At 41.4% G+C, this 23,443-nt stretch carries 23 protein-coding genes and 1 pseudogene; 4 read left to right on the top strand and 20 right to left on the bottom strand.

Translation table 11 applies throughout. The annotated features are described in order from the left end of the window. Positions 1-91 precede the first annotated feature (91 nt). The gene (locus tag FTV14_RS11780; protein WP_159123698.1) at positions 92-763 is read right to left on the bottom strand and encodes an HAD family hydrolase; all 672 of its coding nucleotides are present in this window, start codon (positions 761-763) and stop codon (positions 92-94) included. A gap of 258 nt (positions 764-1,021) precedes the next feature. Between FTV14_RS11780 and FTV14_RS11785 the strand changes: the two genes are divergently transcribed. Continuing rightward, positions 1,022-1,789: a hydroxymethylpyrimidine/phosphomethylpyrimidine kinase gene (locus tag FTV14_RS11785; RefSeq protein ID WP_159123701.1), complete on the top strand. Its 768-nt coding sequence runs from the start codon at positions 1,022-1,024 to the stop codon at positions 1,787-1,789. Positions 1,790-1,902: 113 nt separating this feature from the next. On the opposite strand, the gene FTV14_RS11790 is transcribed toward FTV14_RS11785, so the two are convergent. The 16 genes and pseudogenes from FTV14_RS11790 to acnD form a co-directional block, all read right to left on the bottom strand. Further along, complete coding sequence (locus tag FTV14_RS11790) at positions 1,903-2,223, bottom strand: nuclear transport factor 2 family protein (protein WP_257219782.1); 321 nt, start codon at positions 2,221-2,223, stop codon at positions 1,903-1,905. Positions 2,224-2,736: 513 nt separating this feature from the next. Then, positions 2,737-3,099 (bottom strand): 5-carboxymethyl-2-hydroxymuconate Delta-isomerase, encoded by a 363-nt coding sequence (locus FTV14_RS11795; RefSeq protein WP_159123696.1) that lies wholly within the window; start codon positions 3,097-3,099, stop codon positions 2,737-2,739. Positions 3,100-3,214: 115 nt separating this feature from the next. After that, on the bottom strand, positions 3,215-3,553 hold the full coding sequence (locus FTV14_RS11800) for a zinc ribbon domain-containing protein YjdM (RefSeq protein WP_034705280.1): 339 nt from the start codon (positions 3,551-3,553) through the stop codon (positions 3,215-3,217). 123 nt (positions 3,554-3,676) lie between these two features. Then, positions 3,677-4,123 (bottom strand): SRPBCC domain-containing protein, encoded by a 447-nt coding sequence (locus FTV14_RS11805; RefSeq protein ID WP_159123695.1) that lies wholly within the window; start codon positions 4,121-4,123, stop codon positions 3,677-3,679. Positions 4,124-4,362: 239 nt separating this feature from the next. Then, the gene (locus FTV14_RS11810) at positions 4,363-4,758 is read right to left on the bottom strand and encodes a ribonuclease E inhibitor RraB (protein WP_004785133.1); all 396 of its coding nucleotides are present in this window, start codon (positions 4,756-4,758) and stop codon (positions 4,363-4,365) included. A 236-nt stretch (positions 4,759-4,994) separates the two neighbouring features. Further along, positions 4,995-5,939 (bottom strand): DUF4041 domain-containing protein, encoded by a 945-nt coding sequence (locus FTV14_RS11815; RefSeq protein ID WP_179993179.1) that lies wholly within the window; start codon positions 5,937-5,939, stop codon positions 4,995-4,997. A 568-nt stretch (positions 5,940-6,507) separates the two neighbouring features. Further along, positions 6,508-7,173, bottom strand: coding sequence for a pseudouridine synthase (locus FTV14_RS11820; protein WP_179993180.1), 666 nt, complete (start codon positions 7,171-7,173; stop codon positions 6,508-6,510). 87 nt (positions 7,174-7,260) lie between these two features. Next, positions 7,261-7,716 (bottom strand): hypothetical protein, encoded by a 456-nt coding sequence (locus tag FTV14_RS11825; RefSeq protein ID WP_004785138.1) that lies wholly within the window; start codon positions 7,714-7,716, stop codon positions 7,261-7,263. A 746-nt stretch (positions 7,717-8,462) separates the two neighbouring features. Continuing rightward, positions 8,463-9,176 (bottom strand): SIMPL domain-containing protein, encoded by a 714-nt coding sequence (locus tag FTV14_RS11830; RefSeq protein WP_005237113.1) that lies wholly within the window; start codon positions 9,174-9,176, stop codon positions 8,463-8,465. 124 nt (positions 9,177-9,300) lie between these two features. Next, a pseudogene (locus FTV14_RS11835) lies at positions 9,301-9,547 on the bottom strand (DUF6868 family protein). Positions 9,548-9,696: 149 nt separating this feature from the next. Continuing rightward, on the bottom strand, positions 9,697-9,918 hold the full coding sequence (locus FTV14_RS11840) for a hypothetical protein (RefSeq protein ID WP_159123700.1): 222 nt from the start codon (positions 9,916-9,918) through the stop codon (positions 9,697-9,699). A 128-nt stretch (positions 9,919-10,046) separates the two neighbouring features. Further along, positions 10,047-10,253, bottom strand: coding sequence for a hypothetical protein (locus tag FTV14_RS11845; protein WP_005237115.1), 207 nt, complete (start codon positions 10,251-10,253; stop codon positions 10,047-10,049). Between the two features lie 196 nt (positions 10,254-10,449). Then, positions 10,450-11,028 carry a DUF4126 domain-containing protein gene (locus FTV14_RS11850; RefSeq protein ID WP_179993181.1) on the bottom strand — a complete coding sequence of 193 codons (579 nt, stop codon included), beginning with the start codon at positions 11,026-11,028 and terminating at the stop codon, positions 10,450-10,452. Positions 11,029-11,148: 120 nt separating this feature from the next. Next, a complete protein-coding gene (locus tag FTV14_RS11855; RefSeq protein WP_257229525.1) occupies positions 11,149-11,346 on the bottom strand; it encodes a zinc ribbon-containing protein in 198 nt (65 codons plus the stop codon). Positions 11,347-11,453: 107 nt separating this feature from the next. Further along, on the bottom strand, positions 11,454-12,350 hold the full coding sequence (locus tag FTV14_RS11860; RefSeq protein ID WP_179993183.1) for a hypothetical protein: 897 nt from the start codon (positions 12,348-12,350) through the stop codon (positions 11,454-11,456). Positions 12,351-12,469: 119 nt separating this feature from the next. Further along, entirely contained in the window at positions 12,470-15,076 is a 2,607-nt protein-coding gene (gene acnD, locus FTV14_RS11865) for a Fe/S-dependent 2-methylisocitrate dehydratase AcnD (RefSeq protein ID WP_159123692.1), read from the bottom strand. Between the two features lie 748 nt (positions 15,077-15,824). Here acnD and FTV14_RS11870 point away from each other — a divergent pair. The 3 genes from FTV14_RS11870 to FTV14_RS11880 all read left to right on the top strand — a co-directional run bounded on the left by FTV14_RS11870 (position 15,825) and on the right by FTV14_RS11880 (position 19,900). Next, positions 15,825-17,987, top strand: a complete 2,163-nt coding sequence (locus FTV14_RS11870) for a multicopper oxidase family protein (protein ID WP_179993184.1) — start codon at positions 15,825-15,827, stop codon at positions 17,985-17,987. A gap of 115 nt (positions 17,988-18,102) precedes the next feature. After that, entirely contained in the window at positions 18,103-18,828 is a 726-nt protein-coding gene (locus FTV14_RS11875; RefSeq protein WP_179993185.1) for a folate-binding protein YgfZ, read from the top strand. A gap of 274 nt (positions 18,829-19,102) precedes the next feature. Then, on the top strand, positions 19,103-19,900 hold the full coding sequence (locus FTV14_RS11880) for a tetratricopeptide repeat protein (RefSeq protein ID WP_179993186.1): 798 nt from the start codon (positions 19,103-19,105) through the stop codon (positions 19,898-19,900). Positions 19,901-19,972: 72 nt separating this feature from the next. Here the strand turns inward: FTV14_RS11880 and FTV14_RS11885 are convergent, their stop codons facing one another. The 3 genes from FTV14_RS11885 to FTV14_RS11895 form a co-directional block, all read right to left on the bottom strand. Then, complete coding sequence (locus FTV14_RS11885; protein WP_179993187.1) at positions 19,973-20,899, bottom strand: AEC family transporter; 927 nt, start codon at positions 20,897-20,899, stop codon at positions 19,973-19,975. Between the two features lie 58 nt (positions 20,900-20,957). Then, a complete protein-coding gene (locus FTV14_RS11890; protein ID WP_179993188.1) occupies positions 20,958-22,067 on the bottom strand; it encodes an NADH:flavin oxidoreductase/NADH oxidase in 1,110 nt (369 codons plus the stop codon). A gap of 104 nt (positions 22,068-22,171) precedes the next feature. Beyond that, a complete protein-coding gene (locus tag FTV14_RS11895; protein ID WP_179993189.1) occupies positions 22,172-23,434 on the bottom strand; it encodes a carbohydrate porin in 1,263 nt (420 codons plus the stop codon). Between the last annotated feature and the right edge of the window lie 9 nt (positions 23,435-23,443).

Consider the following 23,443-nt stretch of genomic DNA (forward strand, 5'->3'; position numbering starts at 1 on the left):
TACGCAAAATAATTCGGTACTATTAAACATCGGGACTAGAGTTTTAAGTTTTGTGTGGTAACTCAACTGATGGCTCTAGTCCTCTTATTTTTCAAGTCAATTTTTTATCCGCGATTCGGGTTAAATAGTTTAATAAATGCCTAAAGTTCTCAATCGTATACTTGGGCTGTGCCTGCTGTAATTCAATTTCTGAGCCATAGCCGTATTTGACTGCAATCGATTCAATCCCATTATGGCGGGCACCAAAAATATCATGCTCACGGTCTCCCACCATAATGCATTGATCAGCCTGTATGCCTTGTTGTTCCAGGATATACTGAATCAGTTCCCCTTTATTGGTCCGGTCACCATTCAGCTCACTGCCATAAATCTCAGTAAAATACTGGGCCAGATTAAAATGTTCCAGAATCTGTCTGGCATAAACGGTTGGTTTTGCTGTTGCGAGAAACAGGCGATAACCACGGCGTTTAAGTTCCGCCAGAGTTTCAGCTACGCCTTCAAAGACGTGATTTTCATATAAGCCAGTCACTGCAAAACGCTCACGATATGCCATTAGTGCCTGTTCAGCCAGGGTATCATCCGCATCTACATTCAGAATTTTGGCTAACGAAGCTTTTAGAGGAGGCCCGATAATCCAGTCAATATTCGTGTCTTCACTGATCGGATGACCCACCTTTTCCAGACCATAGCGGGCAGAAGTCGTAATCCCCACTTTTGGATCGGTTAATGTACCATCCAAGTCAATTAAAATATTCTGAATCACACCTTGTCCCCTATGTTTGCAACCGACATCAATTCATAACGTGAGTATAGCCAGATTTCTCTACTCTAAAGCAATTATTAGGCCATAAAAACAAGCCAAGAATGCCCATTTTCAGGGTAATCAACTCTATATTTTGATCAGATAAAACATACGAAATTTTGCCTGACAGACCGTTCTTGCAAGTGATAGAAATTAATATCGAGAGTTTGAATAAATTTGCCTATACTAAGGCAATTTTAGTGAATGAAGGACATCATTTTGCGACCTACCGTACTTTGCTTTTCAGGTTTAGATCCTTCAGGTGGAGCAGGCCTTCAAGCAGATATTGAAGCCATCGGTCAAAGTGGTGCTCATGCTGCAATAGCCTGTACAGCCCTGACTATCCAGAACTCACAACAGGTCTTTGGTTTTGAAGCAACTTCAAAGGAATTACTGCTGGCTCAGGCCAATGCCGTGGTAAATGATCTGCCGATCCGCTGTGTTAAATCAGGCATGCTGGGAACGACTGTAAATATTGAGGTGCTAGCAGAATTTCTAACTGCGCATCCGGACTATCAGTATGTACTGGATCCGGTGCTGGTAGCCAACAGCGGTGGCTCACTCGGCAATCAGGCCACACTGGTCAAAGCGTTTAAACAACTGATTCCGCTAGCTACGATTTTAACTCCAAATACTGTTGAGTTGCGTGCCCTAACAGGTGAGCAGGATTTAGATCAAGCCACGCAGAAACTGTTTGAAATGGGTGCTCATGCGATTTTGGTCAAAGGCGGCCACGAAGATACTCCCGACTATATCCAGAACCGCCTATATATTCAGGGTGAATTAATCAACGAAACCCGCTGTCCGCGTCTGGAAGGTGAATATCACGGCTCAGGCTGTTCACTGGCGAGTTTCATTGCCGGACGTTTAGCCTTGGGTGACCAGTTGAAAACAGCCGTACAACATGCAGAAACCTGGTTATTTGGCGTATTAAAAAATGCGGAAATTCCGGTACCGAATGGTCAGCGGATTCCAAAACGCTTTTAATCTTCCCTAAATAAAAAAGCCTGAATGATTCAGGCTTTTTTATGGCGATTTCTTTTCAAGAATGGACAAATAGACATGATGATCTTGTTTCAATGAAATTTAAAACTTGCACCTTAACCTGCCAGTTTCACAGGACGCAGTTTTTCAGTTTTCTCCTGAACAGGGACAGAAATATGCTGATAATGCAATTGCCACTGATCTTGCTGCTTGCTTAAGACCATGCTGAAGCGACACCACTGTAAAGGAAAATATCGCTCCATCGCCGCATAGGCAATCCGGACATAACCATATACGAAAGCCATGTCATTATTGACCTGAATGGTGACCTCCTTCCGTTCAACGCGCATACCATTGTTGCGCATATATGGGCGGTACTGTTGCCATGCAGCCTGATAAGCCTCGATCCCTTTCAGTTCGGAGCTAATATCAATCAGACAGACATCTGGTCAGCAAAGTTGACGAATTTCGCTGAATTCAAGTGAACAAATAGCTTGATCCCATTTTTGTAAAAATGTCCTGACTTCCTGAGCCAGACATTCTTCCCCTATTATTTTCATTGAATACCTCTCTATAAGGTTTTATTCAGACTTGAAAACCGAGATTTCAAGCATCTCATTACTTTCAGTCTTTCTTGTTTTTCATTATTTTTAATTATGTGAATGGGTCCTGGTTTTACCCATCCCCCATATATCAGGTCAAAAGTGTGACCTAATACCTAAAATTACACTATTTTTTTAATTATAGGCAAAATTTTCTGATCAACTGCAATAATCAGGTGAATTTTGACTGATTATTTAAATTTTCATGCTCTAGTTTTATTTATCGTTCTTTATATTTCAAAATCGCTTTGATACTTCTCAATTTTTTATTAAGTTCTGATGTATTCAAGATAAAGAGAGAAACTAAGAAAACTTCATTTCCTAGTCCTCACTTCAATCTAAAAAAAATCAAATAATAGCTTTAGTATAAGTCTCTTTGTCCATTTCCAGAATTTCAACACAGAGCTGAATCTTTAACCCCGGCTGCAAGACAATGTGCTGCTGCATGACCTGAAGTACCAGCTTGGAAATTGCCTGGCGGATGTCCAGACTACGACCAGTCAGGAGAGAAACTTTAGCATGCACATAAGCCTGATCTGTCTCCTGCTCTAGTCCAATCACAAAATCCTGCTGTACAATCGCCCTACTTTTTAAATCATTCGGGTCATTAATATAACCGGCGTTAAATAAGGCCTGGTGAATTGCCAACATTAAAGGTCGGGTTTCAAGCTGCTGAATATTATCTGAATATTCAAGATGAAGATGAGGCATAAAGCATAGATCCAGGCATGATATGGCAATCAGAAGAGATTGATCTTCGAGTTTGAGGAAGAAGCATAAACCTTCAAACCCGAAGACCGAAAGCACTCATTCGTATAAGAACGTATCAGGCTTTTTTCACATATTCAGATTTGAGCTTCATGGCGCCAATGCCATCAATTTTACAGTCAATATCATGTCCATCAGTTGCATCGGGCAATAGACGAATATTTTTGACTTTAGTCCCGACTTTAACCACTGAAGAAGATCCTTTAATTTTAAGATCCTTAATCACCGTAACTGTGTCGCCATCAGCCAGCAGATTGCCATGCGCATCCTTGATGACCACGGTTTCCTCAGTTGCTTCCCCTTCTTTCCACTCATATCCACATTCTGGGCAGATTAACAAGTCACCATCTTCATAAGTATATTCAGACTGGCATTTTGGGCATTGTGGTAAAGCCATAGCAACCTCAACAAAACGAAAAATAAAAGAAAAAACAAAAAATTAAAGTTGAATTATAGCATCTTTGGATGGGTTCATGCTCAAGCTTTAAAAGGATCTCCCGCTCGACTTAATTAACTGAACTTAACCATCTAAAATATGTGGATTGACCAGCCAGGACAAAAGCTGCAATGACTCCTGCCAGCTTAAGTGACATGCAGATGGTGGTACCAGATCCGGATAACCCACCTGAATCATATGCAGACTGGTGCCTACAGACACTTTTTCAAAGATGAGCGTGACTTCAATTTCGCCTTTGACCTCAGGTGTAGAAAAGCAATCGGTATAGCGCAGTAACTGGTTGGGAATGACTTCATGATAGGTGCCATGTAAATGATGCTGGGTACCAGTGGCAAAATTGGTCAAGGTGATTTTATAGTTGCCTCCCGGTTTGACTTCGGCATGCTCAACTCTGGCAGTAAAGCCATGCGGTGCCAGCCATTTTGCAATGGCATCTGGATGAATAAAGGCCCGGTACACCCGTTCCGGTGGCGCACTGAATACGCGATGCATTTTTAGGGTATAACTCATTTCAGCCTACCTTTTTTTCTTGTTCTTACTGAAAGATTATTTTTATTTATTATTCGGACGGATCATCCCGATCTCGTCGGCCTCAGTATTTAAATGACTGCCCAATATACTGTACGGCCTAAATATAATTGTTATTTATCCATTTTATAGGATGTATAACAAAAAACTACAGTTGACCCGACCAATACCGCAGGCCATAAAAAACCCGGCTTAACCGGGCTTGAATAAGGAAATTTTGATTAGCTGCTACGAAGTTTGCTTTCACCTTCTTCCGGGTCATCTTCATCATCGTAAACATAGGCCATACAGCCCCAGCCATCATATTCACCCTGAAATTCAGCAGCAATTCTGGTAAACCATTGTTCCAGATCGACAATATTTTCATAGGTAGGTTGCATATAGACATGAATGGTAATTGTCCATTCCAGCGTATCGCTCTCCTCATCCTGATATAGGCTTATCTTTTGTTCTTCTTTGAGTAAATGCAATGCACAGCGGTCAGCCTGTTCTTCACTATTAAAGGCTATCGAGAATTCAATTTCATGGTCGTCCTGCAGATCATCACCATCCTGATACATTTGCCACAGTACATGACCATTTTCATCGTCAGGGAATTTGTCATAATCGCGTGCCATAGAGATATCCTTATTATGATGTTTTATTATTCGATTCAGCTTAACTTATTTTATTTGAATTATCGAGTACAGAATATGAAAAAAAATTAACTTTCTCTAAATAACCAACTGAATTTTATCAATATAAATTTAAGAATTTGAGAAAAAAAGCTGCATTTTCATCTAATTAAAAATACCTGCATATCAATCTGCAGATTAAAAAATTTCATCGGTTGATCTGTCTTTTTTAATTGTAGTTAGGAAGCGATCACTGCAGATGGCTCAGACACTTGATTCTGTCGAAGCTCGAGTAAAATGGTGGCGAATTTAAGCTCTTCCAGACGTAAGTTCAGATAAGACTCCTGAATCATGGCCTGGCTCAAGCTTTGTCCTTTATAGTTCATCAGGCGATAATCATCTTTTAAGGATTGCAGCATTTCACCCAGATTATGAGTATTTAACTGGGACAAATACAATTCTGCCCTGCTATTAAATGCCAGACTCAAAATCGCAATGGTGCTCTTGCGACGGTCTTCATCAACATAGTTACAGCTAGCCACCTGCTGCTGTTCTTTGGCCTGCTCAATCTGTGTTCTGATAGCCAGTAAATGCCGGGCTGCATCAGTATCGTTGTAGCCACTAATGAGCTGATCCAGAAGCTGCGTGACCGGCAGATCAAAACCATGTTGATAGCCCTTGATCTTATGCTCGAGAGCTTCAACTACTTCTTGCAGTCGCTGTTGTTCTTTAGCCTGCTGATAATAAGCCTGTAAAGCTTTTCGAGCCTGTCGCTCAATATCAGCTTCGGCCTGAGTCTGTAAATTCTGTAAATACGCTTTGACCTGAGCGATATAGGCTTTGAGATCATCCAGCATGATGGAAGCATCAAGCTTGGTTACTTCTACGAAATTTTCGGCCTGCAAGCTGCGGTTAATAATGTATTGTTCGATGTCACAGATATCCTGATATTGTTTATATTTATTCAGTTCAGTTCTGGCACTTCCCAGTTGCATCCGTAGCTGGGTCATTTCATAATTTAATTCATCAACTTGTGTTTCATAATCAGCCAATTTACTGCGTGAATGATCCAGATTTTCCTGTAAGGACTGAATATTGTTTCTTGATAATTTCAGGCTATTGAATACCCATAGTAATACAATGATTAAAACACTTGCGAGAACAAAGAGCACGCCACTTAGCATCATCCTGTCCCTTACCCCTTGCACCATATATAGGCACTAAAAAATTAAAAATTTATGATGTTTTAAAGTTATTCTGCATAATTTAATGATGAGAATCAAAGATAAAAAATGACCATAAACATTTAATATAATTGATCTTTTAAATGATTTTTCACCTATAAAACCTTAATATTTTTATGCCTATCAATTTACTTAAAATGAATCTGTTGGTGATAATCAATTAAAGGGGTTTTTATTTTTATATCGAATGTTATAAGAACAAACCCCTGAGAGACTGCAAATCTTGATAAAAACTGAATAAAAATAGATAGATCAAACAGTTAAACTAAAGATAAAGTGATAAAGTCCCTTAAATGATTCCTGAAATTTTTCCGGGTACACTTTTTTAATTTCAAAAAATCATTACTTGATAAGACATGATTCAGAACATAATTTTTCTAGAAAACTGCTTAAATTCAACTCCATAATTTTCCGATGACTGAAATAAATTCTGACATTTCTGTTGCAGCTTACTAAAATTTAAATATTTATCAGAATCCATATTCATTTTTTGAATGCTTAAATTTTACTAAAATGGTGCAGGTGCAAGAATTTCAACTTTATGACCACTCAAGGGTTGAGTAAAAGTCAGTTCACTGGCATGCAAAGCCATGCGATTAAGAGGACTACGCGTTGGTTCCGGATGATAGATTTTATCGCCCGTAATCGGATGACCGATATGCAGCATGTGGACTCTGAGCTGATGTGAACGCCCGGTAATTGGCGTTAGTAATACCCGGCTGATGTCTTGCTCAGGCAGATATCCCAGCCGTTGATAGAGTGTTTTGGCAGCTTTACCCAGTTCAAAATGCACCATTTGCCGAGGGCGATTTTCCCAGTCAGTAATCAAAGGTACATCGACACTGCCCTCGGCCTGAATTTCTCCCTGTACCAGCGCAATATAGTGTTTGCTGACTGTACGTGCCTGAAACATTTTGCTGACCGCCACTTCAGCATCGCGATGTTTGGCAAACATCAGGATACCAGACGTGGCCATATCCAGACGATGGGTAATTTTGGCATTCGGATAACGCTCTAGTACCCGTAGATAAGCACTGTCATGATGCTCAGGCAAACGTCCCGGAACAGACAACAAACCGGCCGGCTTCTCAATGACAACCAGATCATCATCTTCATACAGAATATGCAATGGGTCTTGAGGCGGCGCGTAGACAAAGTTGTCGTTAATAGGCATGTGCTGTAAGCATTCAGGAGAAAACGCGCAAAATAACAATGTCAGGGAATACTGTCAATCCAGCCCTGTTACAGGATCAGTGCCTGACTAAGCTTTGGACGCTGCACTGATGGGAGATACTGAATGACCCGACTGATACTGGGTTTTCAGTCTGTCGAGATCTTCATTTAAAAATGCCATAAGATATTGCTGAACCTGTGACATAGTCAGATTGCGAAATGACACATAGTCTTTGTTTTTCAGGCTAAACAGTCCCAGAATTTTATGTTGAGCTTCGACTTCAATATCACTTTCCAGCCTGAACTCAAGCTGACCTGACGGCGCCAGTTCATTCAGTGTGATCTGAATCGACTGTTCAGCATCGGAGTCTGTTACGGTAAAAGTGGTAATGGCGGCTTGCATCTGTAATTGTAAAACCCGTAACTGTTGCCAGTTAATGGACTTGAAAGTAGAGAGAATTTCTTCTGCCGATAAGCTGCCTAGCTGCTCTGCTTCGTCTTCTTCTTGATGCGGATAACTGATTTCTAATTCATATTTTTTCATGGGACGTGCCCCTTTCTTATATGCAAAATTATCATAGCATTCTGTTTTATTTTTCAAGGATATAATTTGTGAGCAAATATTAAACATATTATACTTTAAATTATTTATATCAAATACTTATAAACAACCAGCGACATTAGAGTAGTATTTAAACATAAAATAGTCGAAAGCTATAGGCTGTAAATAAAATAGATTAGATATGTGATTAAAATAGTATTTATTTGAATCTCAAATGAATTTACAGCTATTTAGGAAGAATATAAGTGACTGGGTAGGGAAGGTGTTCAACAGTTTGGAGGAGAAGATTGTTTTTATGAGAGGAGAAAATTTTGAGGGTGTTGGGAAAACATCTTGATGGTTTACTTCAACTATCACTCTTTGTAAGAAATGATCTTATAGCCTATAAACTTTTGGTCTATAGCGTCCTAAGCCGAATCGAGACCTTTTGGGTTCGTACTGCACTCGCGTTTTGCGCCACTCACAGCATGCTACTCTTTTCGATCCCATCACACCCTTGAGATCTATAGTAGCCAAGCTGCGGCAAAATTAATTTCCTAAGATTTTTTAATTTTCCCGATTTTTGAAAATATTTTTCTTTAAATATATTTGAAGAAGAATTTTTTACCTTTCACCTCAAAATAAAGATCTTTTATTGCAGAAAGAGCAGAATTACTGGAATTTATCTTCATGTAAAACCTCATTCTGCTCTAAATTTTTTAGACCCCTCTATTCAGCTTTCCAGCCATTTAATCAGCCAGATAATAATCCACTGTAGAAACCACACGAACTTTCTTTAGATAAGGCGTATTGCTGTCACGGTCCTCAATGCTAAACAAACCTTGATTGGCAGTTTTGATTTTCCCGAGACGGCTTTGAGAATCCGCGGCAAACTTTTCTGCCACACTGCGGGCATTTTGCGTGGCTTCTTCAATCATGGCTGGTTTGATGTCATTCAATTTGGTAAAGATATATTCCGTTCTTTGCCCGGAATCATCACCACCAAAAGCAATGCCCTTTTTACCCAGAGCGACCAGACGGGTTTGCGCTGCACGGACTGCATCAATATTGTGGGTATAAACCGTAATGGTCTGATGCGCGGTATAACGTAAGGCAACATTGGCATCACCGCCGTATTGCTGGGCATATTTATCTGTAGTGACTGGAGAACCGGTGGTAATTTCTTCTGCCTTAAAACCCTCACCTTTTAAGAAAGCCTGAATTTGCTGGGTTTGCAGCTCCATGGTGTCATACAGTTCGGTCAGATCCTGACTGCCGCCACTAAAACGGATCGGCCAGACGGCGACATCGGCTTTCACTTCACGTTCAGACAGCCCTTTTACGGAAACAATCCGCTCATACTGTTTAATCTTGACCGCACTATTGCCCAAAATGAATCCGGCGATAATCATTCCCAAGCCGATCAAAGCCCCTAAAATCAAGGCAGGTTTAAACTGATTCATTGATCCGAACTCCTTTTCCATATTGTTATCCTGTTTCGAGCATTATAAGCCTTAAACTGCTCTGTGTAATGCTGATGCGACTATCAGTTTTATTTATTCCTGGAACTTTGGAAAGTTTTATCTCCTAACTTTTCCCCATCAAATATAGGGTAATTAGCGGAACCAGATTGAACAGGAATATCCCGACTTTATAAATGGCCATGCCGCTATAGTGAATGGCATCAAAAGTTGGATCTGAGAGCTGAAACCATTGACCATGCAATCGTTTCACCCAGTCTCGTGCAGACAATCAGCAAAAACCAGAGCATTAAAATGCTGTAATTCAAAGCCAATGTATAAAGTAAAAACCGACACCAGAAATCGAGATTCATAGTGATTCCCTGCCTGTAGAGCCATCTATCCTTAAGTTAACAGATTGATCAAATGTTCAGGAACTGCTGATTTGTATCTGTGATCTAAAGGGAAATGGTTTAAATATTTTCAGCTAAAAGTTTCAGTTCTCACTTCCAGCGATCACTTTTTAGCGTACAAACAGATGACGGGTATGATGATTGATATAGGCATTTAAGCCATCACCATACTGGGCCAGCTGTTTCATATTTTCCACATGCTGATAGCCCGTACTGCTATAACTATAGGTATACACTTTCGAAGTTTTCTTAAATTGAACCCGAATAAACTCATTGCCAATCTCATAATTGGCCACACCCGAGTCATGATTGAGATCAAGATAATGTTGCAATTGAGCAGCCCTAAACATGATAAATCTATAGTTTTATATGGGGTCAAATTGATCATTTTTCAAACAGGATAAATGATAAAACCCACTGTATAGCGGGTTTTAAATGACGACCAATATGTCTATAAATCTCATTCTGTACAGCACTTATGACAGCCCTCTACTTTCTCCCTCGGCCAGTTCATTCTTGCGCGTTTATAAGCCAGATCATAATTAGCAAAATATCCAATCAGAATCTGGTTATCAAATTCTGGCAGGTCTTCACAGCCTCGTGTTGCGTTATGAATATAGTGCACGCCTTGGGCAGACTCTTGTTCATCTACAATAAATTTAATCATTTATAGTTCCCCTAATATTGTTTTTATAAAGTTCAACCACAAATAAAACCATACAAAAATTATGCCTTTTATAATCCCATAATAAAATTATGTCTTTATTGAATAAAAATCAAGCAATTTAATGAACAAGATGAGGGCCTTTCTTTAAGCAAATATTTCATTAAGAATGAGTGATAAATATTTATTTATCTGATTCTTATAAGGCGGAATTTTCTAGCTTGTTTTTCTTTTTTAGACGTATCCAGCGAATTGCCATGATGGCTAGCATTACAACCAGCAAGGCAGCTAGCACTGGCAAAAGCAATGACAGAATGGATAACAGAATAGCCCCGATCCACTCTCCGGTTGAGAGTACGGGATTCGCAACACCGCCTGTAGTGGCAGTTGATAGTCCACGTGCTGCAACACTGCTCAGTTGCACGGCCCCTGCTGTTCCGCCACCGACAATAATCGCTGCGGCCCAAGCTGCAAACTGGGACATTTCTCCACTGCTGGCAGCCATCGTGGTCAGAGTTCCGGCCAGTATGGCAGCAGGCGTTGCAATCATATCGATGGCATTGTCCACCCACGGAATATAATACGCAGCGATTTCACAGAGGGTCGCGATGGCTAAAGCCAGGCAGACTGCCGGCATGGCCAGCCATTCAAAACCGGTCATCGGTTCAAACCAGCCCATCAATGCGGCAATACTCATTATCAGCAAAGGCACAAAAACACGGAAACCAGAGGCTGCACTCAAGCCGATACCGATACATAAACCGAGGATTGTTTCCATGCTGCTTGCCCTTGAGATTTAAGCCATTTTTATAATGTAAATTATACGCTAACAAAAAAGCCCTATGGGGTGATAGGGCTTTTATTTAAAACAGGATCTTCTGTTTTGAATATCGTGTGCTTAGGCAACCTTATCGTTATATTGGGTGCCGAGGCATTTGGTACACGGTGGTAGTCGGTCTGTACCAATTTCTAAGAAGACGCGATGTCCGCATTGAACACAAAAATAGAAACCTGTTCCCGGTTTTGAGCCAGCTGTAACCATCTTTGTTCTCCGTTGTTTTAGAAAATGGTCTAAGCAGTATAACTCTGTTGTGATGAATGTCTATTGTCCATTTTTGTAAATGATAGTGTCGTTAAAGCTAAGTGTTATTTTTATTTGTGATCTAATGATATTTCGTCGCTGTGCCTAATCACTTTCACTTTCTATGATAAATAGCTTGATAGCATTGGAATAAATGGAGCTAAGAAAGTATATATAGTGACATGATTAGAGAGAAAACTCATTAGCTCACCATATTGGGAAGTATATTCTGGTGTTCCAATTGAGGTTCCTAATTTTTCAATTCTTAGTTCTAGATCGCTAACTAACTCTTCCTCGATTTCAGATTTTCTCAAAGTACTTAATAAATCTAGAAACTCTTGAGGAATTTGAGAGTTATTAATTTCTTGATGGATAGTGCTGTGATGATTTCCTGAAGCTAAGTTTTGAACATTACCAGCAATATTAAAATTAAAAATCTGGGTGACTTTTTCTTGAGGAATCGGATTAGAATTCAATGCAGCTTCACCTGCTTGCGGATTTAACAGCTCAATTTCTAAAGCAAAATTTAAGATTTTTGTTTTTACTGTATCTATTATTCCTACTACAGCTGAAGCAGGTATTACTTTCCAAGCTTGCATACAATTATAACCCTCATACATCTTAGAACCGTAATGAGCAATAATCGCTGGATTCCAATCTTGAGTTAAGACCTCACTTTCATTATTTGTTAAACTCTCAAGGGTTGCAATAGGACTAAAAAAATATGCTTTTGATAAACTTTTTTGAAGTTGCTCTGGCAAACTGTAAGTCAACATATCTGCATTATTTAAAGCACTTCCAAAAGCACCTGCAAAATGGCCTTTTGAATTAACATTTAAGATTCTATAGTCAGGTACATTTTTTGGGTCTTGTGGATAGCCTTGCAATTCGAAGCTAATCCAATTCTTAAAATCTTCATTACCCAATCTATAAGCTAATATTTGACATTTTCTTAATAAATCTGAAATCTTAGCATTTGAGTTTATAGCATCAATTTGTATCTCTCTTAAAAGTGACATTTTTTTCTCTAAACAATTTCAACAACTTTAATCCACCCCAACCCTCCTTTAAAAAAGGAGGGAGTTCCCCTCTTTAGAAAAGACGGGTTAGGGGAGATTTTTACTAGTAACTAGAAAAATTAAGCCACATTCCCTTCCAAGAAATCCTGTGCAAAGCGCTGTAATACTCCACCCGCTTCATAGACAGAAACTTCTTCTTCAGTATCCAGACGGCAAGTTACCGGCACTTCAATGGTCTGTTTCTTACCCTCTTCAGTCGCACGCTCAATCACCAGAGTCAAAGTCGAACGTGGCGCAATATTACCGATCACGCTATATAGCTCAGTACCATCCAGCTTCAAAGTTTTACGATCTGTACCCGGCTTAAACTCAAGTGGAAGTACACCCATACCGACCAGATTCGTACGGTGAATACGTTCAAAGCCTTCAGCCACAATCGCTTCTACACCTGCCAGACGCACACCTTTCGCAGCCCAGTCACGGCTTGAACCTTGACCATAATCTTTACCTGCAACAATGATGAGCGGCTGCTTACGGTTCATGTAGGTTTCAATCGCTTCCCACATACGCATCACTTCACCTTCCGGCTCGACACGTGCTTTAGAACCTTGCTTAATGGTACCGTCGGAACGCACCACCATTTCGTTATACAGCTTCGGATTCGCCAAGGTTGCACGCTGTGCAGTCAGGTGATCACCACGGTGCGTTGCGTAAGAGTTAAAGTCTTCCTCAGGCAAGCCCATTTTCGCCAGATATTGACCTGCTGCCGAATCCAACACAATCGCATTCGATGGAGATAAATGATCGGTAGTAATGTTATCGCCAAGGATGGCTAACGGACGCATATTTGCCAGAGTACGCGGTGCAGCCAATGCCCCTTCCCAGTATGGCGGACGGCGGATATAAGTACTTTGCGGACGCCAGTCATACAGCGGACTTGCTGCCTGCTCACGCTCACCCAGATCGAACATCGGAATATACACTTTCTTGAACTGTTCCGGCTTCACGGACTCTTTCACCAAAGCATCAATTTCTTCATCCGATGGCCAGATGTCTTTCAGGTAAATCGGATTGCCATCTTTGTCTGTGCCTAAGGCATCTTTCTCGATGTCAAAGCGGATCGTACCGGCAATTGCATATGCGACCACTAACGGTGGAGATGCTAAAAATGCCTGCTTCGCATAAGGATGGATACGGCCATCAAAGTTACGGTTACCCGACAAGACTGCTGTCGCATACAGATCACGGTCGATAATTTCCTGCTGAATCTTCGGATCAAGCGCACCAGACATGCCGTTACAGGTGGTACATGCATAGGCCACGATACCAAAGCCCAGTTTCTCCAGATCTTTTAGTACGCCTGCTTCTTCCAGATACAACGCTGCTGCTTTAGAACCCGGAGCAAAAGATGATTTCACCCACGGTTTACGCACTAAACCAAGTTCATTAGCCTTACGTGCCAACAAGCCTGCTGCCACGGTATTACGTGGGTTAGACGTATTGGTACACGAAGTAATTGCCGCGATGATGATTGCACCATCTGGCATTAAACCATCCGTACGGTTTTCTACCACACCCGCAATGCCTTTTTCTTTCAGGTCAGATGTTGATACACGCGCATGTGGATTGGATGGACCAGCGATGTTACGGGTGACAGTCGATAGGTCAAAACGCAATACACGTGGATATTCTGCCTGAGTCATTTCTGATGACCACAGACCAATCTCTTTCGCATAGGTTTCAACCAGTTTGACCTGTTCAGATTCACGACCAGTCAGCGTCAGATAATCAATGGTGTTCTGATCAATATAGAACATGGCTGCAGTTGCACCATATTCCGGGGTCATATTGGAAATCGTGGCACGATCACCGACTGACATGCTGTCTGCGCCTTCACCGAAGAATTCCAGATAAGCACCAACCACACGTTCTTTACGCAGGAATTCGGTTAGAGCTAAAACAATATCCGTTGCGGTAATGCCCGGCTGACGCTGTCCTACCAGTTCGACACCGATAATGTCTGGCAAACGCATCCATGATGCACGGCCCAGCATCACGTTCTCAGCTTCTAATCCACCAACACCGACTGAAATCACGCCTAGCGCATCCGTATGTGGAGTATGCGAGTCAGTCCCCACACAGGTATCCGGGAATGCCACGCCATCACGGTTCTGAATGACTGGTGACATTTTTTCCAGATTGATCTGGTGCATGATGCCGTTACCCGCAGGAATTACATCGACATTTTCAAACGCAGTTTTAGTCCATTCAATAAAATGGAAACGGTCTTCATTGCGGCGGTCTTCTACCGCACGGTTTTTCTCAAATGCATCTGGGTCAAAGCCGCCATATTCTACTGCCAGCGAGTGATCGACAATCAGCTGGGTCGGCACCACTGGATTGACTTTAGACGGATCACCGCCTTGATCGGCAATCGCATCACGCAGACCGGCAAGATCGACCAGTGCTGTTTGCCCTAAGATGTCATGACACACTACACGCGCCGGATACCAAGGAAAATCATGTTCCTGTTTACGCTCAATCAACTGGCGTAAAGACTGTTCTAAAATCGCAGGGTCGCAACGGCGTACCAGCTGCTCGGCCAGCACTTTAGATGTATAAGGAAGTTTGGCATATGCGCCTGGCTGAATATCTTCTACGGCTTGACGCACGTCATAATATTCCAGCTGGGTACCTTGCAACGGTTTCCGGTAGTTATTGTTCATAGCTTGCCTGCCCTCTTTCATTACTCTTTTTATTCATCAAAATATCTTGATGACTTGTTTTTTAATAAAGGCATTGTACGCTGTCGAAAGTCCATTTCCCAAATCTTATAATTTTCAAAAGCTTAAATACTAAAAATGGTATTTTTACCAAAATTACTGACCCATACTTTAGAATTTTGACTCTAAATTGCATTTTTTCTGAAAAATAGACCTAAATCTCTCTCATTCTTTAGTATGAGATATTAATAACCGCATAAAAAATAATCGATTTCTTGGAATCAGTTTAAGGATAAATTTCATATGAAATCAAAGCTTAGAATTTTTTAATTTTAGAAATAGCTCATTTAATAAAAAACTGAATCTATATTTTTTTATTTCAGTGTTAAGCATAACTCTTAACCGAAAATGGTAAATTTCATTGCAGATATGGCTCGATGAGTGTAGGCGAAAAAATCATTTTTCAGGTTAGACATACCCCGAAATAAGTTACATTCTCAATTCCATATATTTTTTAAGACTTTCTTACAATTTTAGAAATACGTTAAATATTTATAGGACAATGATTCATAAACATGAGCTTATAAAACACATCCCTATCTAAAATACTTTACACACGTCATTTTAGCTTACCGTCTGTCGCCCTCCCCCTAATTTGGTGATAACAGTCTGTATCTCAACTTTGTAAATCTACTCTCGAATTACTTCACAACAACAACACTCATCACAAAAGCACATAAGGGTGATTACAATGATACAACTCGCCATTCTTGGTATCGTTGCTGCAGTGATCGCTGTACTGGCAGCAAGCTGGAATGGAGGTAAAAATCCCTCCAATCCTAAACCGCCAACTCCCCACAACCCTAACCCACCTACCACTCCCAATAATCCCAACAATCCACAACCTACTCCAACAGCACCCGATACTTTGATTAGCAATCCGCCCCTATTGCAAAAAAATTCCAAGGGCACCCATGAACTGATCGTCGCTTATAAAACCGGCAAGATTTACAATCCGAGAAATAGTACCTGGGATCAACTGTTCGTCAGAGGTTATCTCACTAATGCAAGCTTGTTTAACAAGAAAAAAGCTGGAGAGTCTGTTGAAGACCTTTTAATTGGTCCGCAGATCCGGGTCAAACAAGGTGAAACCCTGAAAATTAACCTCAATAACCAGCTTCCACCTGAACAGAAAGCCACCTGCCCAGACAAAGTGGATAATGTGAATGATCCACATTGCTTTAATACCACCAACCTGCATACTCATGGCTTTTGGGTAAGCCCTCAAGGCAATAGTGATAATGTTTTCCTGAAATTTAAACCTCAGGAAAAATTTGACTATCAGTACAAAATGGAGCCGAATCATCCGGCAGGAACCTACTGGTATCATGCCCATCTACATGGCTCAACAGCTATTCAGGTATCGAGTGGTATGGCAGGCCCATTAATTGTAGAAGGCTCAAGAACACCAAAAGTGAAAAATGGCAAAGTCACTGAAACAGGCGATATGGACATTTTATGGAAAGAAAAAAATAGCTATCCAAATGAAAACATCCTGCTATTCCAGCAAATTCAATATCGATGCTCTAACCCTGACCCGGATGTAAAATTCGATATTCCCAACAATTGCGAAGGTAAAGGCTTAGGATTACTTGAAGATTATACAGATATCGCTAATCCTGGCTCTTGGGCCGGCCAGAACTTTTATACGTCTATCAATGGTAAAGTTTTAGGAGAGATTAAAGTTGAACAGAATGCTTTTAATCGCTGGCGCATGATTCATGGTGGTGTACGCGACACCATTGGTTTGATTATTAAAGAACTGCCAAACTCCAGTAAATTTAGCGCCGCAGACACCCTTAAAGCCTGTCTGGCATATCAGGAAGCAGATCCAAAAGAGTTTAATGAGAGTTTAAAAAGCTTACCTGTTTATACGATTGCTCAAGATGGTTTGACCATGACTCAGGTACAGCGCAGAACACTGTCTGTGTTCCAGCCTGGTTATCGTCATGATGCAATGGTTACCTTCCCAACCACCAATAAATACTGTATTTATGACTCCAAATTAAATATTGAGGATGAAGTGAATGCACCGATCCCAACGGGTCAAATTACTCCTCAACTAGCTCCAAACCACCCTTTCAATGCCCAACTACTGGGATGGGTCAATGTACAGGCAAGCAAAACAAAAGCGCAGACTCCTGCCCAGTTCCTGCAAGAGCGCGCGAAAAAAATTGGTTTAAGCAAAGAGATTCAGACTCAGTTATCCAAACTTGATCTTACTGCCTTTACCGATCATCCATCCCTAATGACTCCTGCAATTGACAAGCTGGTCGCTTCCAGACCAAAACAGTACAGTAAATTTGAACTGGCTTTCGCAAATGGTCTTAAATTTGGCTTCCGCCATAAAGAAGATGGTGACTTACTCAGTTTTGGAGATGCATTTGATGGCGAAGGATCAGTCGGTCGGACACATGCCAAAGATCCGGATCGTGAATATGTACGTCAGTTACAAATTGGGCAGACGGATGAATGGGAACTGACGACCGAAGCTTTTGGTGGCCATCCTTTCCATATTCATGTTAATCCATTCCAGATTGTTAAAATCTTAAAAACTGTCACTGGTCCTAATGGCGAATCTAAAGAAGTTGATGTGAGTGAATTAGCGCCTGATGATAATGACACAGATGATGTGCAATATCGTGGCATGAAAGGACAATTCAAAGATACCCTGTTTATCAAAGCAAACTATAAATTTATTCTTCGCAGTCATTACAAGAAATTTGAAGGTGATTTTGTACAGCACTGTCATATCCTCGATCATGAAGATCAGGGCATGATGGAAACGGTACGGGTCTGTGGAGGCAAATTCCCTTGTGATTCACCTCTGCCAACCTCGTCGCATCATCACTAATTAGACACTCCTGAAAAGGCCAATGATCCCGATTGTTGGCTTTTTTGTTTGCCTCTATTAAATGCTTGCTGCACAATAGTTTGATTGATTTTTAGTATTCAAACTGAGGCTGATCATGGCAACATCTCCTGCTTTTACCTTATTTACGCTGAATGGAGTAGATGCGCAAAAATTCCTTCAGGGTCAAGTTACTTTAAATGTCGAAACTCTGGCTGAAAACCTGACTCGCTATACAGCGATCTGTAGCTTGAAAGGACGTATCCAGTTTGGTATCTGGTTGAAAAAAATTAATCCGGAAAGCTTTGAAATTGTCAGCCCTGAAGATCAGGCAGCAGAACTGGCCAGCCATATTAAAAAGTTTGGTGCATTTTCAAAAATGAAACTGGAACAGGTTGGCCCGGTTTATCCAGTTATTAATGATATCCAGACTGATTTTGTTGAAACTGAAACGGATATTACCCTTTGGCAACAGCAAGCTATTGCTTCAGGTCAGGCTTGGATTCAAGCAACTACTGCGACCCTGTTCCAGCCACAGGAATTGCGTCTTCATCAACGTGAAGGTATTCACTATGACAAAGGCTGTTATTTGGGTCAGGAAGTGATTGCTCGCTTATGGTTCAAAGCCAAGCCAAAACACTGGTTGCATTTGATTCAAGGTACAGGTGAAGCACCTGCTGTTGCGACCAAGCTGCACAATGACGTCGAAGTGGTCAATAGCATTGGTACAGATGAGGGTTATCAGGCTTTGGTAGTTGCCAAACCTGAAGCATTGGCTGAGCTGGACGTACAAGTTCTGGAATTACCTAAAGCTTTAAGTGGTGATGTGGCACGTCCACAATAATGACCTATTATCTTGATGCAAAAGCCAGAATTCAATTCTGGCTTTTTTTATTTTTATTAGAATAAACAGTTAAATAGACAAAGATTGACTGAATAAAACACACCTTAAACCGAGCACGCTTTTATTGATTCATCTCCTATATGATTCTCAAATAATTTGTAATTAGTCACATATTCAGTATTTACAAAGCCTGAAATCGTCTTATGATGTAGATGAAAACGACAAAAATCGCACCATGGAATTAGGTGTTAGAAAAATTAAGGTTATCGGAACAATGAAAAAATTAGTACTTGCTGCAATTCTTGCAGTGTCCAGCCAATTTGCCCTAGCAAACACTTCAAATGCCCCAGTTGACCCTCAATTTGCCAAAATTGAAGAAATGGTGAATGCCAAGAATTTCAAGGGTGCCTACGATGCTTTAAGCAAACTGGCCAGCCAGGGAAATGCACAGGCTATCTATAACTTAGGCTATTTAACGCAAACTGGCCAAGGCACTGCCAAGGACGAAAAAAAGGCTATTCAGCTATATGAGCAGGCCGCCAGCAAAGGTTATCCAGTGGCCAACTATGTACTGGGCAAGAATTATACCGGTGGTACTTTAGGCCTTAAGCAGGATTTGGGCAAAGCCAAACAATACCTGGAACGTGCATCGGCAGCCAATTTCGATGAAGCGACGGTAGATCTGGCGATACTTTTATTTGCTGAAGGTACAACAGCTTCTGACCAGCAGGCTTTGAAAAAATTACAGCCTCTGATTAGCAAGGGTAATATGCCGGCCATTCATGCCAAAGCCTTATATGACATCAGCAACGGCTTTAAAACCAAGAATGAAAAGCCGATCCAGCAAGGCTTGAGCAGTATTCAGGATCTGGCGAAAAAAGGCTATATCCCCGCCCTGATGGCGATTGGGAATATGTTTGCCAACGGTAGTATTGTTCCGCAAAACCTGCCTGAAGCGAAAAAGATCTTTGCAGCCCTGGCACAGGAAAATATCCCAAAGGCCAGAGAATCTCTAGCAGCAGTGGATAAAATGATTTCTGAACAGAAAAAAGCACCTGCCAAAAAAAGTTGATCAGGTCTGATCAAAATAAAAAAGCTCCAACAGGAGCTTTTTTATGGGCTATAGATTTATAAGCCAGCTTGTTTAACTCCACCACAAAGTAATAAGGCCACTGGCAACCACGAAACCTGCGATAGTACTCATCAATAAAGGGGTTAAGGTTCGCTCATTAAGGCCGTATGCTTGTCCTAACATACCGAAAATCGTTGGCATAGGCAGTGCTGCAATCAAAGTCCCAGCATAGATCATTTCCTGACTCAGCTGAGTCAGTCGACTAAGACCCAGATACATCAGAATCGGCATCAGGATATTGCTGGAAAATACCAAATAGAAACTTTGCAGATTCACATATTTCAGGCTCATGCCCACGATTCCGCCACCAATCGCAAACAGCGCCAAAGGTGAGGCAGTCTGTCCAATCATGGCAAAGACCTGGTCCAGATAAATTGGCAAGCGAATTTCAAAAATCGCACAGGCCATACCCAGCATCACCCCCATAAATAAAGGGTTCTTGAACAGCATGAGAATGGTACTTTTCACAAGACTACCCAGATTGGCTTGATGTTGGGTACCGAGTGCAGCCAGGATCAAGACCATCGGTATCAGAATCATGCTTTCAATAATGACCACCAATGAGGTATAGGTCATTGCATGCTGTCCCACCAATAAAGTGAGTACTGCTGTACCGATCAATCCGGTATTGGACATTGCTGCCCCTAAGGACAGAACAGCGCTATGTGAAGAGGTATTCCGGAACTGACGGTGCATCAGCCAGAAGCTGAAACCATAAAGTAATAAAGTGACAGAGGTATAGACCGCAAAGTATTCAAAATACCAGATTTCATGCAGATCTTTAGAGGCTAAAAACTGGAAGAACAGTAACGGCAAGGCCACTTTGATGACAAAGGCCCCTACCATTTCGACCTGTTCTTTTTTTAGAATTTGACATTTCACACTCAGGTAACCTAGTGCCAATAATAAAAATATGGGCACAATTACCGCAATAATCATATGAAATGTCCTGTTGTTTGAGATGCGTTATTATAAGCCTTTCTAAGAAAAAATAGCCTTAAAACGATTCAAACAACTGATTTAAGCCATGCGGTGCAGAACGTAAATATTGTGGAGAAATTGCTATTTTTTCATCCAGCGTTACTGCGGCATGCCAAGGCCAGCGTGGATCATAAAGCAAGGCACGTGCAATCGCGATCGCATCAGCCTGTTTATACTCCAGTATGCCTTCTGCCTGCTGTGCATCGGTAATCAAACCCACAGCAATGACTGGAATATTCACGTCCTTTTTAATCGCTTCAGCAAAAGGGACCTGATAATTCGGATGCACATCAATTTTCTGATCTACATGTAAACCTGCACTCGAAACGTGAATATAGACTGCACCCAGTTTCTCCAGTTCTTTGGATAGTTCGACTGAAGATTCTACATCCCAACTTTCTACGCCATCCATCCAGTCCGTTGCTGAGATACGAACACCAATTGGAAAACCTTCTGGTACGGCGGCTTTTATTGCTTCAAATACTTCAAGCGTCAGACGAATACGGTTTTCAAATGAACCGCCATATTGATCCTGACGATGATTCGATAACGGTGACATGAACTGATGCAGTAAATAACCATGTGCTGCATGTAGTTCAATCAGTGCAAAGCCAGCTTCAACCGCCCGCTTTGCACTGGCTGCAAAATCCTGAATTACTTGCTGGATTTCATCAACACTTAAAGACTTAGGTGGATGTTCATGAGTCTGGAAAGGAATATCACTGGCAGAGACAGTTTGCCAACCGAGTGAATGATCTGGGGCGAACTGCCCTTTGCCACCCCAAGGTTTATCTGTAGAAGCTTTACGGCCTGCATGTGCGAGTTGAATTGCAAAAGGCATAGGAGAAATTGACTTGACCTTTTGCAATAAGGTTTTGATCTGGCTGGCCTGCTGGTCATTCCAAAGCCCTAAATCGGCATAACTGATGCGACCTTCAGGTTGTACAGCGGTGGCTTCCACAATGCAAAGACCTGCACTGGATAAGGCATAATTGGCCCATTGTTGTTCATGCCAGTAAGTGATTTCACCTTGCTCGGTTGCAGAGTACTGACACATCGGGGCAATCACAATTTTATTTTTAAGTTGCAATGATCCAAACTGAACCGGCTGAAATAGTAGTGACACGCGGTATTCCCTCTTTTTGTGAAGTGGCTTTTCAGAACTTTTTACCAAAAAATAAAAAACAGGCTCTGATGAGCCTGTTTATTTATAACGTGATTAAATTCTTTTTAGAAGATCACTCGTGTAGTCAAACCTAACACCAATGCATTATCCACTTGATTGCTAGACCCCGGATTTATAACGTATTGCAGGTTTGGACGTAGCATCAGCCATTTTGTTGCGTTATAGCTGTAGTTGAGTTCGATATTGTATTCGGCACTCGCATCATAAATTGGACGTGAATCTGCAAAGCGGTCATTTACATGTACACGGTTAACCGCTAAACCCAATATATCATTCGGCTGGCTATCCACCAAACCAATATATTTCAGACCCAACTGTTGTGAATTATCTACTTTATTGGTATCACGATCATGCCAGGTAAAGTTAGCGAATGAGTGTAAACCCTGACGGTCATTACCCGTTGAAGTCAATTGCTGCTCTACAGCTAACCAGCCCGCAAAGGTGCGGTTTTTTCCTTCACCTGTCGCAACATCTTTCTGGTTGGCAACATCATCAGCAGTGTTATACATACCGCCTACACGATAGCTGCCAGGCAAACCATTTACCGATGATTTTGGTGTCCAGATTACTTCTGCAGGAATGGTCACACCATCAGCATTGTCGGTATCCAGACTCCAGCCCTGACCTTCTTTAGCACCATTGCCGTTATCAGGATTAAATTCATAAACACCGACTTGTACAGCAACTTCAGGATTTAACTGCTGTTTTACACGTGCACCCCATTGTGCGACTGGGGTATTCATCCAGATATTGCCCTGCCATTTACCCATCTGCGCAGCACAAAATGCTGTACTGGCAAAATCACAGGCCATCACATTAAAGTCCATACCGAGACCCAGACGACCAGCTTTAATGCTCAGTCCTTGATTCTTATAGTTCTTTTCAATTGAAAGTTCGGTTAAACGGCTGTCCTGGTTACCACGGCCAAATGTCCCTTGAACATTGGCCCATTGAGCTGCATCACCTTGTAAATCACGTACCGATGTACTTTGACCCTGACGCGCAGTCGCCACTGCACGAACAGTTACGCCATCCCAGCCAGCCAGTTTTTCCATATCTAACTGTGTACCGAGCCATAACTGTGCAGAAGTTAGAGGATCAGCCCCTTCATTACGTCCGCCATCAGCCAGATACGCTGTATCTGTCAGTAAGTTTGCTTCAAACTTGACACCTTGTTGAGCAAGTTCAGTACGTTTTCCATTCCAGTCACCTAATAGGTACTGTCCTTGAGGATCAAATGCAGATTCAGCCTGAGCAGAGGTCATGGCTGCCATCAATGGCAATAAAGCTAGACTTAACTTTTTCATATAAAACCT

It is taken from the genome of Acinetobacter sp. YH12236 (assembly GCF_013417645.1).
GTDB lineage: Bacteria > Pseudomonadota > Gammaproteobacteria > Pseudomonadales > Moraxellaceae > Acinetobacter.

Coding starts and splice junctions, on each gene's coding strand:
- FTV14_RS11810 (WP_004785133.1), bottom strand. CDS start 4,758: ATGGCACGCGATTATGACAAATTCCCTGACGATGAAAATGGTCATGTA.
- FTV14_RS11805 (WP_159123695.1), bottom strand. CDS start 4,123: ATGAGTTATACCCTAAAAATGCATCGCGTATTCAGTGCGCCACCGGAA.
- FTV14_RS11845 (WP_005237115.1), bottom strand. CDS start 10,253: ATGATTAAATTTATTGTAGATGAACAAGAGTCTGCCCAAGGCGTGCAC.
- FTV14_RS11880 (WP_179993186.1), top strand. CDS start 19,103: ATGAAAAAATTAGTACTTGCTGCAATTCTTGCAGTGTCCAGCCAATTT.
- acnD (WP_159123692.1), bottom strand. CDS start 15,076: ATGAACAATAACTACCGGAAACCGTTGCAAGGTACCCAGCTGGAATAT.
- FTV14_RS11850 (WP_179993181.1), bottom strand. CDS start 11,028: ATGGAAACAATCCTCGGTTTATGTATCGGTATCGGCTTGAGTGCAGCC.
- FTV14_RS11895 (WP_179993189.1), bottom strand. CDS start 23,434: ATGAAAAAGTTAAGTCTAGCTTTATTGCCATTGATGGCAGCCATGACC.
- FTV14_RS11870 (WP_179993184.1), top strand. CDS start 15,825: ATGATACAACTCGCCATTCTTGGTATCGTTGCTGCAGTGATCGCTGTA.
- FTV14_RS11885 (WP_179993187.1), bottom strand. CDS start 20,899: ATGATTATTGCGGTAATTGTGCCCATATTTTTATTATTGGCACTAGGT.
- FTV14_RS11830 (WP_005237113.1), bottom strand. CDS start 9,176: ATGAATCAGTTTAAACCTGCCTTGATTTTAGGGGCTTTGATCGGCTTG.
- FTV14_RS11860 (WP_179993183.1), bottom strand. CDS start 12,350: ATGTCACTTTTAAGAGAGATACAAATTGATGCTATAAACTCAAATGCT.
- FTV14_RS11820 (WP_179993180.1), bottom strand. CDS start 7,173: ATGCCTATTAACGACAACTTTGTCTACGCGCCGCCTCAAGACCCATTG.
- FTV14_RS11800 (WP_034705280.1), bottom strand. CDS start 3,553: ATGGCTTTACCACAATGCCCAAAATGCCAGTCTGAATATACTTATGAA.
- FTV14_RS11825 (WP_004785138.1), bottom strand. CDS start 7,716: ATGAAAAAATATGAATTAGAAATCAGTTATCCGCATCAAGAAGAAGAC.
- FTV14_RS11875 (WP_179993185.1), top strand. CDS start 18,103: ATGGCAACATCTCCTGCTTTTACCTTATTTACGCTGAATGGAGTAGAT.
- FTV14_RS11815 (WP_179993179.1), bottom strand. CDS start 5,939: ATGCTAAGTGGCGTGCTCTTTGTTCTCGCAAGTGTTTTAATCATTGTA.
- FTV14_RS11795 (WP_159123696.1), bottom strand. CDS start 3,099: ATGCCTCATCTTCATCTTGAATATTCAGATAATATTCAGCAGCTTGAA.